The following is a 15,593-nucleotide window of genomic DNA, read 5'->3' as shown; positions in this document are numbered from 1 at the left end:
GCACTTCGTGCGCGATCTCGAGGCGCACTCGCAGGCAGCGGCGAAGCCGCGAGGCCTTCAGGGGCGCGGGGAACTGCGCGAGCTACACACACACCACCACACCCCCACGCGGCACACGCAGAACGCCCCCGCCCCCGCGAACTCCCCACCCGGTGAGTCGAACCGCCCGTTCAGCCCCTTCGCCGCGCCCCCACCCCACCCCCGCCCCCACCATGGGCAAATGCACACCGCCGGAATCTACGACGACGGCCCTCCTGGTGGCCACAGCCCTGCTCGGCGGCACCGCACCCCCGCGGCCGCGGCGGGCGCACCTGCCCGCGCCCCCAGAACCCGGCCCTCGCCAAACAGCTCACCCGCGACCTGCGCACCGCGCTGGCCCGGCGCGGCGGCACCGTCTCGCTCGCCCTGTGCGACGACCGCACCAAGGCCAGCTGCACCCTCGCCCAGGGCACCCGCCACGACTCGGCGTCCCTCGTCAGGTCCTGATGATGGAGGCGACGCTGCGCCGAGCCGCCGCCCGGGGCCGCGCCCTCACCGGCTAGGGGAGCGGCGCAACGTCCGCATCATGATCCGCAGTTCGGACAACTCCGCCGCGAGCCGCCTGTGGAACGACCTGGGGGCACCCGTACCTCGCCTCGACACTGCACCGCGCCGGCACCACCCGCACCAGCCTCGGCCCCTACGGCCTGTGGGGACTGACCCGCACCACGGCCGCCGACCAGCTGCGACTGCTCGGCGCGCTCAGCGGCCCGCGTTCCTTCCTCGGCGCCAAGTCCCGTGCCTTCGGGATCCAGTTGATGAGCGAGGTGCGCAGGACCAGCGGTGGGGGCGTGCCCGCCAGGGATGCCGCGCGGACTGCGCTGCCCACCTGAAGAACGGCTGGCTGCCCCGCGCCACGCACGGCTGGCGCATCCACAGCATCGGCGTGTTCACCGGCGGCGGCCGCAGCTACCGCCTCGCCGTGCTCAGCCAGACAACCCGTCCATGACGTACGGCGTGCGCACCGTCGAGCGGGTCGCCCACGCCGTCCACCGCGCCCTCAACAAGGGCCGTGCGGTCGGCCGCGGCTACACCCGGCCGACGAGATCAGCGAGGTCCCGGACGGCTCGGTGCCACCGGACGCGCCTCAACTCCCTTACCCGTACGCCCCGTCGGACCGCCCCGCCCGCCCGGACGGCGCCGCACCCTGATCACCACCGCGTACAGCACGAGCCCGAGGACGAGCCCCGCCCCCGCCCGAAGCACACCGTCGGCACGATCTCCCAGGGCCGCCAGGCGAGACCGGCCCCGTCGACGTAGGACAGCCAGCGCACCACCCGCACCGCCCCGCAGCCGGCCGCGCACCCGCCGATCAGGGCGAGGGCCAGCCACCGCTCGCCCCCGGACGGCGGCCAGGGACCGTCGGCGGCGTCGGCGCGGCCGGCGGCGCTCGCGCACCGCCCACCACAGGAACACCCCGACGACGACGAGCGCGAGGGCCGAACCCCCGTACTGCGCGTACCAGTAGAGCGGTGAGCCCGCGATCTCTCGCCGAGCACGGGCAGGACCCTCGTGCCCCACCGGTCCAGGTGCGTGAAGGCGTCCCACACCACGTGGGTCGTCGCGCCGAGCGCCGCCGAGACGTGCCACCACAGCGGCCACCGGCGGTCCCGCCCGGCCGGCCGGCCGACGGCCACCGCCGTCACCTGCTAAACCCGCCGGGGCAGCAGCGCCAGCACCGGCTCCCTGACCAGCCGCCACAGCGCCACCAGGGCGCACGCGAGCAGCACGTCCACCGTGAACACACCGGCGGAGGGGTGCGTGAACGCACCGAACTCCATGGCGCCCGGCACCGCGCTCGCCGCGAAGTACGTGACGTCCGGCGCGGACGAGCCGGCCACGAGCAGCGACGGCACGAGCCGCCCCCGGCGAACCGTCCCGCCGGACGAACGGCAGCACCGCCGCGGCATGACTGATGGTGAACGGCAAGAGGCCCCCCTCTGGACGAATGCGACAAGCGTCGAAAGAGGGTACGGGAACGCGTACGCGGCCAACCGGGAAATACCGGGCACGAACAGGTACCTGCGCGGCGGAAGTTGTCGTAGTGTCGGCTGCGTCCGTGCGCTGGGGGAGCGTACGACAACGGTGTCCACGGGAGGGTTCGCGGCATGGCGGCGGTATTCGGCAAGCGGCTGCGCAGGGGGTGTCATGACGGCCGCGGTCGCCGCGGCGGCAGTGGCGGCCCTCTCCGCCTCCCAGGCGCCGGGCGTGACCACCCGCAGGCGGACAACGGCAACTCCTCCGCGGCGGACCGCTCCGACGACACGCCCGACGCGGCGACCGGACCCGACTACTTCACCGATCTGCCGCCGCTGGACAGCCCCACCGACGACCCGACCGCCACCCCCGGCGGCCCCGGCGCGAACACGGGCGACGCCGAGGCCGGCATCCCGGCCACGGTCCTGGACGCGTACAAGAAGGCGGCCGCCGAGCTGGCGGCGAGCAAGCCCGGCTGCAACATGTCGTGGCAGCTGCTCGCCGCGATCGGCAAGGTCGAGTCGGGCCAGGCCCGCGGCGGCAACGTCGACGAGAACGGCACGACGCTCAGCCCGATCCTCGGCCCGGTCCTGAACGGCAACGGGTTCGCGAAGATCACCGACACCGACGGTGGTTCCTACGACGGCGACACGGTCCGACCGGGCCGTCGGACCCATGCAGTTCATCCCCTCCACCTGGAAGTGGGCGGGCCGCGACGGCAACGGGGACGGGAAGAAGGACCCGAACAACATCTACGACGCGGCCCTCGCCACCGGCCACTACCTGTGCCGCTACTCCTGGGACCTGTCCGACGCCTCGGACCTCAACAAGGCGATCCTCAGCTACAACCCGTCCTCGGAGTACGTCGCCACGGTCCTGAAGTGGCTGGAGTACTACCGCAAGGGGCACGCACGGGTGCCGAACGGCACCGGCGTCCTGCAAGCACCCCAGCGGCGGCGGCACCGGCACCGCCGGGTCGAGGCCCCTCGCCGTCCCCGTCGCCCAGCTCGCCGGGTGGCGGCAGCGCGTCAAGCCCGGTTCGGGCGGCGGCGGTTCGACACCCGGCGGCGGTTCGGGCGGCGGATCCGGCGGCGGCACGGGAAGCCCCGGCCCTTCGGACCCGACGACGCCCCCCGCCCACCACCACGCCCGTCAGTCGGTCACCGCGCTCGCCGACGCGCGGGCACCGGCACGCTCTCCGCGACGGCCGGCGACACCTTCGCCGACCGGGTCAAGGTGCGCGCGAAGAACAAGTCGGGGGCGGGTGTCGGCTCCGTCCAGGTGCGGTTCGCGATCGTGGGCGACACGAAGGCGACGTTCTCCGGCGGCGGCACGAGCGCCACCGTCACCACGAGCACGTCGGGTGTCGCCACGGCGCCCGCGATCAAGGCGGGCGAGCAGACCGGCGAGTTCACCGTCCGCGCCACCGTCGTCGGCCGCTCGCTGGCCGGGCTCGACTACAGGCGACGGTCACCGCGCGGCAGGCCGACGCCCTGGCCCGCACCGGCGACAGGAGCTCAGCTGCGTCGCGGGCGGCACGTTCGCGGACGCCGTCGAGGTGAAGGCGACGTACAAGGGCGCCGTGGCCGACGGCGTCGCGGCGACGGCCACGCTCATCAAGTCGGCCGACGACGCCACCGAGGCCGACAAGGGCCCCTACTTCAAGGACGCCGACGGCAAGGCGGTCCGCACCCTCAAGGACCTCACGACGGACGCCGACGGCGTCCTGGAGCTACCGAAGCTGTACGCGGACGACGCGACCGGCACGTTCCTGCTGCGGATCAACACCACGGGCGGCGCGACGCTCACCGTCGAGCTGAAGGTGACCGCGGCCCCGTCCGGCGGCGCGAGCGAGACCCCGACGGAGTCCGCGAGGCCTCCGCGTAACTCCCGCGGCACGCACCGCACGTGAGCCCCGGCCGACGATCGGCCGGGGGCTCGGTGCATCGCGGGTACGTCCTGTGCAACGTGTTCTCATCTGTCCCCGGCATTGCTACGGTGCACCGACCGCAAGGCCTGACGCCCCATCAGATGCAGATTCGGGAGGCCGGACATGCGTGCCCTCATAGCGGCGGCGATCGGACTGGCCGCGGCGTTCGCCCTCGTTCTCACGATGACGGCGATCGGCGCACCGCCGGGCGAGACGTCCCCCGAAACCGCTGCTCACGACCGTTCCGAAGCACCCGTAGAGGAGGCCGCCGAGATGCGCCGCAAAGATCGGCTGATCCTGCTCGCCTTCGCCGTGTTCTTCACGGCGCTGTCCCCGCTGATGCGCTGGTACGCGTTCCCGCGCCTCGCCAAAGATCCCGCCCAGCCAGTACCAGACCATGGTCCTGGAGGCGAAGGACGCGACCCCTCATCGACTACACGGCACCATGCAGGCCGAGAAGGTCCCCGACTCACCGTCGTACAGACGCTCAAGGGCAACGTCGAGGAGTCCGAGAAGATCGAGAAGAGCGCCGGGCGGGACGTCGTCGTCTGGGACGGCCTCAGCTACATCGTGGGCCCCCGACGGCAAGTTCGTCTCCCAGATCCCCGAGCGCTACATCTTCGACGCCCACAGCCAGGAACCCGTGCACGCCACCGGTGAGTCCGTCGACGGCGACGCGGTCAAGCGCGACGGCATCGAGTTCAAGTGGCCCTTCCTGACCGAGAAGCGGGACTACGAGTACTTCGACGCGCGCCCGCATCACCCGCCCCATCCACTACAAGGGCACCGAGGACTTCCGCGGCGTCACCGTCTACCGCTTCGAGCAGACGATCCCCTGGACCAGGGTGCCTCTCCCAAGAAAGCTCCCGGTCGCGGGCATCACCCCCGAATCCGTCGCCAAGACCGGCACCCAGATGTGGTACATGACCGTCCGCACCTTCCTCGTGGACCCCACCACCGGCGCCCCCGTCTACGGCGAGGAGCAGCACAAGGAGGGAGATGCGCGGCGGCACCCTGCTCGGTGACCGCGACAAGGTCACCGCGTTCGCCGGCGACGTCAAGATGCGGGAGGACTTCATCAGGTCGACCGTCGACCTGGTCAAGTCCCAGCGCACCCTGGTCCTCCTCCTCACCTCCTACCTGCCCTGGGGCTTCCTGATCCCTCGGCACGCTGCTGCTCGCGCTCGCCCTCTGGCTGGAGGCGCGCGGCAGGAGGCCAGGCGACCCGGAGGGACGCCGGCACGGGAGCCGGAACCGGTCAGCGTCTGAGGCGCGCGTTCGTGAACCGGGTCGGCTCCGCCGCCGCCGGGTCCTCGGGCCACAGAGTGCTTCGGGTAGCGGCCGCGCAGATCGGCCCCGTACGGCCCGGTAGCCGTCGCGCCAGAACGAGGCGAGGTCGGCGGTGACGGCGGCGGGCCGCCCGGCGGGCGACAGCAGGTGCACGAGGAGCGGCACCCCGGCCAGCCGCGGCGTCCGCTGCAGCCCGAACATCTCCTGCAGCTTCACGGCGAGCACCGGCTGCCCGGGATCGGCGTAGTCGACCCGCACCCGCGACCGCTCGGCACCTCCACCCGCTCCGGCGCCAGCTCGTCAAAGCGCGCCGCATCCCCGCTCGCCCACGGCAGAGGCCGCTTCAGCGCCTGCCCGGCGTCGATCCGGCCCAGGTCGGCCGGCGCCGCGCACGGCTCAGCTCCGGCTCCAGCCAGTCGTCGACCCGCGCGAACAGCGCCTCGTCGCTCACGTCGGGCCACGGCTCCCCGAGCTGCCGGTGCACGAAGGCGAGCCGCTGCCGCAGCCCCTCGGCGTCCCGGTCCCAGCGCAGCAGCCCCAGCCCCTCCCGCCGCAGCCCGTCGAGGAGAGCGTCCCGTACGAGGCCGGGGGGCGGGGTCCCTTCAGCGGCCGTACGGAGAGTTCGACCGCGCCGAGGCGGGTGACGTGCCGGGCCACCAACTCGCCGTCGGCCCACGTCACTTCGTCGCCCTCGGCGAGTAGCCAGCCCGCCGCCCGGCGGGCGACGTCCTCGTCGACGACGGCCCCAGCCCGCACCCGCGCGTGCCCGGCGCCGACGGGCCGGTCGGCCACGGCGACGGCGACCCAGGCGGCGTCCCGCAGCGCCGAACCGTCCCCGACGTCGGCCCGGGTCCGGCTACATCAGCCACGAGCCGCCCGACCGCCGCGCCACCCGCTCCCGGGAAACGCGAGGGGCGGCGACCAGCCCCACAGCGTGCTCGTCACTCACCGAACGCCCGCGGCCTGCGCCTGCCTGAGCCGCCCGCGTGGCCGCGCCGCCTGCGCTGCCCGCGCCGCTCGTGCCGCTCGCGCCGCCTGGGCCGCCTGTGCTGCCTGTGCCGCCTGTGACGCCTGTGCTGGCTGTGCCGACTGCGCTGCCCGCGCCGCATCGCGCCGCCTGCGCCGCCGCCTGTGCCGCTCGCGCTGCCTGCGCTGCCTGTGCCGCTCGCGCCGCCCGCGCCGCCTCCGTCGTCCCCGAGCAGCCCCGCGAGCCGTCTGGCCTCCGATGCGCCACCGCCCGGCATAGGCGTCGCCGCCGCGCCGCGCGGTCCGCAGTGCCGTGCCCAGATCGTCCCCGTACTCCCGCGGCGGCTCCTCGCTCAGCAGCGCGACGACCTCGGCCGCCCGCCGCGCCGACACCACCGGGGCCGCGTCCAGCAGCGCCCGCCCGAGTCGCGGGTGCAGCCCGAGCCGGGCCAGCCGCACCGCGCTCCGTGGCCCGCCCCCGAACCCGGCTCCACCGCGCCGACCGCCGTGAGCACCTCACGCGCCGCGGCCATCGCCCCGGCGGGCGGCGCGTCGAGCAGCGCGAGACCCGCCGCGGCGGGTCACCCCAGCACGCCGCCTGCAACGCGAACGCCGTCAGGTCCGCCACCTTGATCTCGGGGAGGGAACCGGGCGAGCCGCCCCGTCCTCCGCCTCGTCCCAGCACCGGTACACCGTGCCCGGCGCCTCCCGCCCGGCCCGGCCCGCCCGCTGCGTCGGCCGCCCCGCGAGGACCGCACGGTCGTCAGCGCGCTCAGCCCCCGCGCATGGTCACGGGGCTCCCGCGCGAGCCCGGCGTCCACCACCACCCGCACCCCGGGCACCGTCAGGGACGACTCCGCGACCGCGGTGGCGAGCACCACCCGCCGCCGCGCGCGCCGACAGCACCGCGTCCTGCACTGCGGCGGGCGCCCGCCCGTGCACCTGAAGCACCTCGAGGTCCTCGCCCAGAGCCCCCCAGCTGCCCGGCCACCCGGGAGATCTCGCCGACCCCGGGAAGGAAGCAGAGCGTCCCCGGCCCGCTCGCGCAGCTCCGCCGCACCACCCCGCCACATGCGTCAGCAGCGCCGGATCGACCCGCATCCCGTGCGGCGGCCGCACTCGGACGAGCGGGCGGCGCCCGCACCACCTCCACCGGGTGCGAGGCGCCTCGGCCTCGACGACCCGGGCGCCCCCGAGCAGCCCGGCCCACCCTCGGCGTCCGTCGTCGCCGACGCCGCGACCAGCCGGAGATCGGGGCGCAGCGCCTGCCGCGTCCCACAGGAAGGCGGCCACCGTGTCCGCGCGTCAGATGCCGCTCGTGCACCTCGTCGAGCATCACGGCGTCGACACCGGTCAGCTCCCTGGTCCCGCTGCAGAAGCGCTGCAGCAGCACCCCGTCGTGACCACCTCGACCCGGGTGCTGCGGCGACGCGCGCGCTCGCCGCGCACCGTGCACCGACAGGCCGCGTTGTGTTCGTCGCGCCTGCCGCGCTGATCGAGGTTCTCGCCGAGCAGCACGCCATCCGCCGGGCGGCCGCCCGTGCCGCGCGATCCCGCCGGGGCTCGGCGACGGCGACCCGGCCGGGCGGGCGCGTCCTCGTCGAGCAGCCGCGAGGACCAGCGGCACCAGCGTCGTCTTCCCGGTGCCGGGCGGGGCGGCGGGACCACGGCCCCGTCCGCGTCGAGCGCGGACCGCAGGGCGGGCAGCGCGGAGCGGACCCGGGCAGAGCCTGGAGCGCGTCTCGTCACCGGATCACGCGCCCAGTCTCTCCCCTGGCGCCCGGCCGGGAGGAGGTCCCGGCCAGCGCCTGTCTCCCAGGCCCTAGTCGCGTTCGCAGACGAAGATCGCCGAACCGGGGATCAGGTTCCCCGCCTGCGGCTGACCAAGCCGCCCCACTCCTGCGTGTTCCAGGCCGGCCACTCCGGCTCCACGACGTCGACGAGGCCGGAAGCCGCCCGCCACCACGTCCCGCACCCGGTCGCCGACGATCCGTGGTGCTCCCACATATACGGCCCGCCCCTCACGTCGTCCTGCTCCACATAGAGTGCGGTCAGTAGGAGGCGGGAGCGGTCCAGCCCCTCGGGCCCGGCTCGTCCGGGAACGCCCAGCGGATCGGGTGCGTGGCGGAGAAGACGAAGCGCCCGCCGGGCCGCAGCACCCGGCGCACCTCGCGCATCACCTGGACCTGGTCCGCGATGAAGGGGAGGGCGCCGTACGCGGAACGAGGCCAGGTCGAAAGGAGCCGTCGCGGAAGGGAGGACGCCCGCGTCCGCCTGGACCAGGGGCACCTTGCCGCCGTCGATGCGCAGCGCGTGCTGGAGCTGGCGGTGCGAGAGGTCGAGGGCGACGGGCCGTGCGCCCTGCGCGGCCGGCCAGCGCGAGGCACTGGGCGCGCCCGCCCCCGATCTCAGGACGTCCTTGCCGGCCAGCTCACTCCGCCGGGCCGAGCAGCTCGGCCTCCCACCTCGTCGAGGCGCTTCGGGACACACGAAACGGTCGTCGCCGAGGAGCGATGCCGTGCTGCTCGATCGGAGTACTCGTCCGCGTTCCGGTCCCACCAGCCGCAGGTTGGCGCGAACTCTCGGTGGTGTCCCGCGTCACGGCGGGTGGCCGTCGAGTCGTCGTCGACCGAGGAGGCCGCCGTGCCCGACGGCGGGACGGGCGGCTCGTACGCTTGCATTGGTCGGACCCCTTGATGATCGGCTCCCTGGTACTAATCTGCGGGCTCTGCGGCCCTCGTAGCCTCGTGCGACAGGGTTTTTGTGCCGGGTATGCGGCGATCCGCGGGTGTGCGCCTTCGCGCATTTGACCCCTGCCGGCAGCCCCCGTATGCTTACAAGTTGCGCTGCGGGCCTGCGCACCTCAGACGCATAGCAGGCTGTGCTCGCATCTGTTGCATGTCCCCTCGGTTGTCGAGAGCGCCACCGTTCTCCCGCAGGTTCGGCGCTTCCTAGAGCTGTCCGGCTTCTTCCGGTGCAGAAACAGGCTCCCGGCGTAGCAGTACCCTGCGACTTTCAATGTCCTGGAGCCCTTTCCCACATGACGGGCAGCACCAGGGCCTACATACCACGCAGGTTGCAGTCCAGCGACATCGGTAACGAGGAAGCTTTCCTCACCGCCATCGACGAGATCAAGTACTTCAACGATGGCGACATCGTCGACGGCGTCATCGTCAAGGTTGACCGGGACGAGGTCCTCCCTCGACATCGGTTACAAGACCGAAGGTGTCATCCCGAGCCGCGAGCTCTCCATCCAAGCGACGTCGACCCGAACGAGGTCGTCGCGGTTGGTGACAGATCGAGGAGCCCTGGTTCTCAGAAGGAGGGACAAGGAAGGCCGCCTGATCCTGTCAAGCGCGCTCCCAGTACGAAGGCGTGCCTGGGGCCTGATCGAGAAGATCCAAGGAAGAAAGACGGCATCGTCACCGGTACCGTCATCGAGGTCGTCAAGGGTGGTCTCATCCTCGACATCGGCCTCCGTGGCTTCCTGCCGGCCTCCCACTCGTCGAGATGCGTCGTGTCCGCGACCTCCGGCCTTACGTGGGCAAGGAGCTCGAGGCCAAGATCATCGAGGCTGGACAAGAACCGCAACAACGTGGTCCCAGTCCCGCCGTGCCTGGCTCGAGCGGAGCCCAGTCCGAGGTTCGCCAGACGTTCCCTCACCACCCTGCAGAAGGGTCAGGTCCGCTCCGGGCGTCGTTTCCTCGATCGTCAACTTCGGTGCCTTCGTGGACCTGGGTGGCGTCGACGGTCTCGTCCACGTCTCCGAGCTCTCCTGGAAGCACATCGACCACCCGTCCGAGGTTGTCGAGGTCGGCCAGGAGTCACCATCGGGTCGATCGACATGGACGCGGCGCGTCTCCCTGTCGCTGAAGAGCGCAGGAGAAGACCCGTGGCAGCAGTTCACGCCCGTACCCACCAGATCGGCCAGGTCGTCGGGTGAGGTCACTGAAGCTGGTTCCGTTCCGGTGCGTTCGTCCCGCGTGGACGAGGGCATCGAGGGTCTGGTCCACATCTCCGAGCTGGCCGAGCGCCACGTGGAGATCCCGGGCAGGTCGTCCAGGTCAACGACGAGATCTTCGTCAAGGTCATCGACATCGACCTCGAGCGTGCAGGCCAGCAGGGCTTCGGCGCCGACCCTCGGCCGTTGAAGTTCGACCCGACCCTGTACGGCATGGCCGCGTCGTACGACGACCAGGGCAACTACATCTACCCGGGCTTCGACCCCGAGACCAACGACTGGCTCGGGCCGAGACCAGCGCGAAGGCCTGGGAGACCCAGTACGCCGAGGCGCGGCGGCGCTTCGGCAGCACCAGGCCAAGGTCATCAAGTCCCCGCGGGCCGACGCCCAGGCCGAGGCCGAGGTGCCGTCGCCGGCGCCAGTGCGGCTCCGGCCCGCGTCCGGTGGCGGGTTCGTACTCCTCGAGTCGGACGACAACTCCGGCGCTGGCGTCGGACGAGGCGCCCGCCGCGCTGCGCGAGAAGCTGGCCGGCGGCCAGAGCTGAAACGCTCTGCGCTGGCAAGTGGCGAGTTGACGAGTGGGCCCGCACCGTTTCGGTGCCGGGTATTTCCGCGACGTCCCCGCCGGGAGGCTTCTCCCCGCGCAGCAAGTGCGCGCTGTGTGTGGGGCTCCTCACGCGCCGTTCCCCGCGCCCTGGCGGGCGCGTCCTCGAGCAAGAAGAAAGCGTGGGTGGATACGGCAGTAGCTGCCGTGCCGCTAGCAGGGCGTTGCCACCATCGGATCAAGCGAAGATCGCGCGCACGATGCTGAGAGGAGCCCGGACATGGCAGGTAGTGGGGACCAGTCGACGGGCGTTTCTGCGGAACGTAGGGGTCACCGGGGAGCGGGCGCGATGTTCGCGGCATGGAGCTCGGACTCGCCCGACGGCGACAGGCCGCCCAGCGTGAACTCCCGTACCGCGCACCGCGGCGCCGACTGCGCGCTCAGCGAGACGAGCCGCGAAGGTGGGTGATCGCGCGGCAGCATCGCCGGACTCGCCGCACCGCATACAGAACTGGGCAAGGCGGGCTACGACTGTACGGTCCCTGCGGAAGGCCCAGGGACCGCACGGGCGGCGGAACTTCACCGTGCGGGGCGGCGACCGCACCGTGGACACGTGCGGGAACGAGCAGACCACGCGCGCTTCGGCGGCGGGCGAGTACATGTGAACGCGCCGGGCCGGCGCGGCTGCCTCAGTGGATGGTGTACGCTCGACTACTGCCGTGAACTCGGCGTCCCCATCGAGGTGTTCACCAACACCAACGCCGACGCCTACCTCTTCAACGAGTCGGCGGGCATGACCGCACCGATGCGGTACCGGACCGCAAGGCCGACTACGGGTACGTGTCGGAGCTGCTCGCCAAGGCCTCCAAGGGGGCGCTGGACCGGGAACTGACCGGCGGCGACCGGGGCGGCTCGTCGAGTTCCTCCAAGGACTTCGGCGCGTTGGGGGACAAGCTGACCGGGGGCGGCGAACGCCGCGGCTACCACCGACCCGCCGCGACGGCACACCCGGTGTGCTGCTCGGTGACGTGCCCTCCGCGTCGGAAGGTGTTCGCCAGCGGCGTCGGACGCTTCTTTGCTCCTTCGAGAGTTCGGCTTCGACCAGGCCATGCTGATGTTCCAGCCGGTGGGCGGCATGGACCAGGCACCCAAGGCACTCACCAGAGCCGTCGGGACGCGGCGGGTGCACACCGGCGCGTCGTCAGCCGGATCACCGAACACCGGTGGCGGGGTCCGCGTCACGTACACGCAGAGGCGGTCCGGACCAAAGGCCGTCGAGGCCGACTTCTGCGTCGGCGCTGCATAACATCCTCGCCAGATCCCGCACAACCTCGGCTCCGGCATGCAGAGCGCCCTGGAGGCCATCACGCCGCAGTCCGCGGGGAAGATCGGCCTGGAGTACCGGTCCCGCTGGTGGAGACCGACCACCGGATCTACGGCGGCATCACCGAGACCGACCTGGACAAAGCCAACATCTGGACACCCGTCGTTCTTTGGCTTCCACGGCGAGCGCGGCGTCCTGATCGGCTACGCCAACCACGACCGTCAGACGCCGACGCGTACGCGAAGCTCACGCCGCCGCAGCTTGGGAGGCGCGGGCCGTCGCCCAGGGCGTGAAGATCTACGGCGAGAAGTACCCGGACCGGAACTCGCCTCGTCGCCTTCTCGCACCACCGGGCGCCGGAGCGCACCTCGAAGGCGCCTGGCACGACACGGCGGTCGGACGACCCGCGCCACAAGCCGCTGAACGAGGCCCGCCGGACGCGTCTACTTTCGCCGGTGTCTGAAACTCAGCTACACCGACGCGCGGCAAGCACGGCGCGTTCATCACGTCCGCGCGCTGGGCCGCGACCAGGCTGCACGCGCGCGCGTGATGCGCGAGCTGAGTGCCGCAGCGTCGGTAAGAGACGGCCGAGAAAAGGGCGCGGGCGTGGAACGCCCGCGCCCTCCTCACGCGTTCTTCTCTGGTGAACACGAGGAGGAGCGGTCACAGTGCTTGATGCGCAGGAGTTTGTGTACACATGGGAGCCGAAGGGGCTCGCCGTGGTGGGCATGGCGCTCGCCCAGGAATCGGCCGGCCTTGTCATGCTCTACCACTTCGACGGATACGATCGACGTGCGGGTGAGACCGGCGGCCAGATCGTCGACCGTGCGACCGCTGGGTCCCACCAGGTCGTGGCGCGCTTCTGACCACGACCGGCTGGTCGACTACCGGGAGCGCGGCGCCCGCTGCTCACGTTCTAGCTAGCGACCGCTGGACCGGAGTACGAGGTGCCCTCCATCGAGGTGCGACTCGTGCAGGACGCCACCGGGGCGCCCTTCCTGCTGCTGACGGGTCCCGAGCCCGGACGTCGAGTGGGAGCGCTTCGCGGAAGGCCGCGAAGCAGATCGTGGAGCGGCTCGCGTGCGGCTCGCGGTGAACTTCCACGGGATCCCGATGGGCGTCCTGCGCGCGCGCGTCGGCCTCACCCTGCACGGCAGCTTAATGGACCTGTGCCTAGGCACCGCGGCCCGTCCGGCGAGGCGCCGGTGCCGCAGGCTCTCGAGGCGCTCGTCGAGTACCCGCCTCCGATGGAGGCCGGGCACGACGTCCCCGGGTCGCAGCGCGCGTCCCGCACCACGTCGCGGCGCGCGTACCCGGACGCCGCGCTTCGCGTCCTGCCGAAGCCATCACCGGGAGCGACCGGGCCTCGTGCTGCCCGGCGCGCCGCCCACGGTCTGCGCACCGGGCGCACCGCACGCAGACGGAGATCGACCGGCAGATCCAGGAGGGCGACGAGGAGCTCGTCTCGCCTCGCCAGTCCACAGGGCCTTGAAAGCACCAGTACGACGCGCCGCCGCGGGCGCCGAGTCCCGGAGGAACATGCTGGGCCGAGCCGGTGGAGAGTCCTGTCGGCGGACGAGATCGGCCTCGAGTTCGAGAAGTTCCCGCCGAACGGGGAGGGGCGACGGCCTGACAGGGCCCTAAGCTTCCGCTCATGTTGAAGGTGGTGGGGCTGACCGGCGGCATCGGTTGCCGGCAAGAGCGAGGTGTCCCGGCTCCTGGTGGAGCGCGGGAGGCCGTCCTGATCGACGCGGACCGGATCGGCCCGGGAGGTCGTCGAGCCCGGTTCGCCGGGGCTCGCGGCCGTCGTGGCGGCCTTCGGGGAGCAAGGTGCTCGCGCCGGCACGCAGCGCGGAGCCGGCCGAAACTCGGGCTCCGTCGTCTTCGCCGACGCCGACAAGCTGTGGCCGTGCTTCAACAAGACGCGTGCACCCTGGCTGGTCGGCGCCCGCTCGCAAGACAGAGCCGACGCGCCGCCGCCGGCCCTGACCTGTCGCGATCCACGACGTACCGCTGCTCGCCGAGAACGGACTGGCCCGCTCTACGACCTTACTCGTGATCGTCAGTGACGCCGCCCGGAGACCTTGGCTCGACCGGCTGACCCGGCTGCGCGGCATGGAACGAGGAGGACGCCAGGGCGGATGGCCGCGCAGGCCACCCGGGAGAAGCGCCGCGAGATCGCCGACGTCGTGATCGGCAACGCGACGTGCCGCCTGGAGCGGCCACGGGTACAGGTCGACGCGGTCTGGGCGGACCCTGGTGCGCCGGGCGCTCGCGTCGGCGTGATCGTCCTCGCCGCGTTCGCGCCATGGGCGGTCTCGTCGCCTGCTACTCGCCGGGGCCTACGGGCTCCAGCGCACCCGCCGCGATCCAGGCGGCAGGCAGCGAAATCGTCGGGCTGGTCAAGCCGCCGCAGCCGGGCAGCGAGCGGCCGCTGCTGCAGTTCAGCGAGACGGACGACGGAGCGGGTCATAGAGGTCGTCTCGCCGGTGCCGCCCACCAAGCGGCGGCCGCTGCCCGCCAGCGCGGCCCTGGTCAGCGTCGCATTACGACGTGCGGGACCCGCGCGGGACCAGTCGTCCTCGGCAGAACGGCCCGGAGTGGACCAGGGATTCATGATCGCGGGCGGTGTCCTCGATGCTGACGGGCATGGTGCTCGCGGTCTCCATGAGCTGAGCCGGACCGAGGCTGCCCGAGCCGGTCCGGGCCCCCGCCGCAGTGCGCCGGGCCGCGTGTTCGCGTGCTCAGGAGGGGGCAGGAGCCAGCGCGGTCCACGGTGTTGGCGTGATCGACAGGTCGGCACCAGAAGGGAGTTCACCGTGCCGACGCCACCCCGGAGACGCACGTCATCGACTACCGCGCCGCCGAGCAACTGCTCGCCGCACGCGATCCGCGCCGGTGCGGTGAAGCTTCTGGACGACGTCATCGCAGCCCCACCCGGAGAACACGGCGGCCCGGCTGCTGAGAGCCCGCGCCTTCTTCGCCGCCGCTCAACTGCGCTGCCGAGCTGGAGTTCTCCATCGTGCTGGAGCGCGAACCGGACAACGCGTTCGCGCACTTCGCGCAGCACGGACGTACGAGCGGTGGTCCAGAGCCGCAGCAGGCCCGCCGGCACTTCCGGCTGGCGGCCGCGCTCGATCCGCAGCCGGGTACGTCGCGGCGGCCCGGTTCGACGACTGAGCGCCTGCCGTCTCCCGGGCCGGTCGCTGAGCGGCGGTGCGGGTCCGCCGTCGCCGCTCGCGCCGTTCCCCCGCGCCCTTACGGGGCTTTCCGGTACGGGGGACGTCCCGGCCCGGTTGGTAGTGGGGGCCCTGGCGGATATGGCGGGTGATCATGAAGGGTCGATCGTCGTGATCAGCCAGAGGGCTCCGCAGACCAGCGCCCACCAGGGACGATGGGCCAGGAGGAACGCGATGGTGCCCGCCGTCGTCCAGACCAGGCCGAACAGCGCCAGGCCGAGCCGCAGGCGCAGGGGGCTGCGGGCGGTGACCGGTTCGTCACCGGTACGGACCAGATGCAAGGTCACCATCCCCCTCACGGCGAGGGTTCCCTTCCAGGGTGC

At 72.4% G+C, this 15,593-nt stretch carries 5 protein-coding genes and 11 pseudogenes; 11 read left to right on the top strand and 5 right to left on the bottom strand.

Translation table 11 applies throughout. The annotated features are described in order from the left end of the window. Positions 1-1,190: 1,190 nt before the first annotated feature. A pseudogene (locus tag RBJ77_RS58315) lies at positions 1,191-1,880 on the bottom strand (DUF4184 family protein). 811 nt (positions 1,881-2,691) lie between these two features. Here RBJ77_RS58315 and RBJ77_RS58310 point away from each other — a divergent pair. Continuing rightward, positions 2,692-2,760: pseudogene (locus RBJ77_RS58310) on the top strand (hypothetical protein); the annotation flags it as partial. 416 nt (positions 2,761-3,176) lie between these two features. Here RBJ77_RS58310 and RBJ77_RS58305 read toward each other — a convergent pair. Continuing rightward, on the bottom strand, positions 3,177-3,389 hold the full coding sequence (locus tag RBJ77_RS58305) for a hypothetical protein (RefSeq protein ID WP_372352387.1): 213 nt from the start codon (positions 3,387-3,389) through the stop codon (positions 3,177-3,179). A gap of 185 nt (positions 3,390-3,574) precedes the next feature. Here RBJ77_RS58305 and RBJ77_RS58300 point away from each other — a divergent pair, with 185 nt between their 5' ends. The 5 genes and pseudogenes from RBJ77_RS58300 to RBJ77_RS58280 all read left to right on the top strand — a co-directional run bounded on the left by RBJ77_RS58300 (position 3,575) and on the right by RBJ77_RS58280 (position 5,215). Beyond that, on the top strand, positions 3,575-3,928 hold the full coding sequence (locus RBJ77_RS58300; protein ID WP_372352386.1) for a hypothetical protein: 354 nt from the start codon (positions 3,575-3,577) through the stop codon (positions 3,926-3,928). A 141-nt stretch (positions 3,929-4,069) separates the two neighbouring features. Continuing rightward, a pseudogene (locus RBJ77_RS58295) lies at positions 4,070-4,205 on the top strand (SPW_0924 family protein). Positions 4,206-4,219: 14 nt separating this feature from the next. Further along, positions 4,220-4,637 (top strand): annotated as a pseudogene (locus tag RBJ77_RS58290) (porin PorA family protein); the annotation flags it as partial. A 67-nt stretch (positions 4,638-4,704) separates the two neighbouring features. Next, positions 4,705-4,971, top strand: a complete 267-nt coding sequence (locus tag RBJ77_RS58285; protein WP_372352376.1) for a porin PorA family protein — start codon at positions 4,705-4,707, stop codon at positions 4,969-4,971. Then, positions 4,946-5,215, top strand: a complete 270-nt coding sequence (locus RBJ77_RS58280) for a hypothetical protein (protein ID WP_372352385.1) — start codon at positions 4,946-4,948, stop codon at positions 5,213-5,215. Before RBJ77_RS58285 ends, RBJ77_RS58280 begins: the two co-directional genes overlap by 26 nt. Here the strand turns inward: RBJ77_RS58280 and RBJ77_RS58275 are convergent. Then, positions 5,205-7,929 (bottom strand): annotated as a pseudogene (locus RBJ77_RS58275) (ATP-dependent RNA helicase). The gene RBJ77_RS58280 and the pseudogene RBJ77_RS58275 overlap by 11 nt on opposite strands. 95 nt (positions 7,930-8,024) lie before the next feature. Next, positions 8,025-8,883, bottom strand: a pseudogene (locus RBJ77_RS58270) (class I SAM-dependent methyltransferase). A gap of 359 nt (positions 8,884-9,242) precedes the next feature. Between RBJ77_RS58270 and rpsA the strand changes: the two are divergent. The 5 genes and pseudogenes from rpsA (at position 9,243) to RBJ77_RS58245 (ending at position 15,211) form a co-directional block, all read left to right on the top strand. Beyond that, a pseudogene (gene rpsA, locus RBJ77_RS58265) lies at positions 9,243-10,708 on the top strand (30S ribosomal protein S1). Positions 10,709-11,320: 612 nt separating this feature from the next. Beyond that, positions 11,321-11,599: a hypothetical protein gene (locus RBJ77_RS58260; RefSeq protein ID WP_372352370.1), complete on the top strand. Its 279-nt coding sequence runs from the start codon at positions 11,321-11,323 to the stop codon at positions 11,597-11,599. 1,100 nt (positions 11,600-12,699) lie between these two features. Further along, positions 12,700-13,692 (top strand): annotated as a pseudogene (locus tag RBJ77_RS58255) (PAC2 family protein). Further along, positions 13,686-14,280: pseudogene (coaE, locus tag RBJ77_RS58250) on the top strand (dephospho-CoA kinase); the annotation flags it as partial. The pseudogenes RBJ77_RS58255 and coaE, both read left to right, overlap by 7 nt. Before the next feature lie 599 nt (positions 14,281-14,879). Continuing rightward, a pseudogene (locus RBJ77_RS58245) lies at positions 14,880-15,211 on the top strand (tetratricopeptide repeat protein). 98 nt (positions 15,212-15,309) lie between these two features. Here RBJ77_RS58245 and RBJ77_RS58240 read toward each other — a convergent pair. After that, positions 15,310-15,560 (bottom strand): annotated as a pseudogene (locus RBJ77_RS58240) (DUF6343 family protein); the annotation flags it as partial. Positions 15,561-15,593 lie beyond the last annotated feature (33 nt).

Origin of the sequence: Streptomyces sp. KL116D (assembly GCF_030766975.1) — a bacterium.
Taxonomy (GTDB): Bacteria; Actinomycetota; Actinomycetes; order Streptomycetales; family Streptomycetaceae; genus Streptomyces; species Streptomyces longispororuber_A.
This window is presented reverse-complemented; position numbering and strand designations above follow the sequence as displayed.

Coding starts and splice junctions, on each gene's coding strand:
- RBJ77_RS58280 (WP_372352385.1), top strand. CDS start 4,946: ATGCGCGGCGGCACCCTGCTCGGTGACCGCGACAAGGTCACCGCGTTC.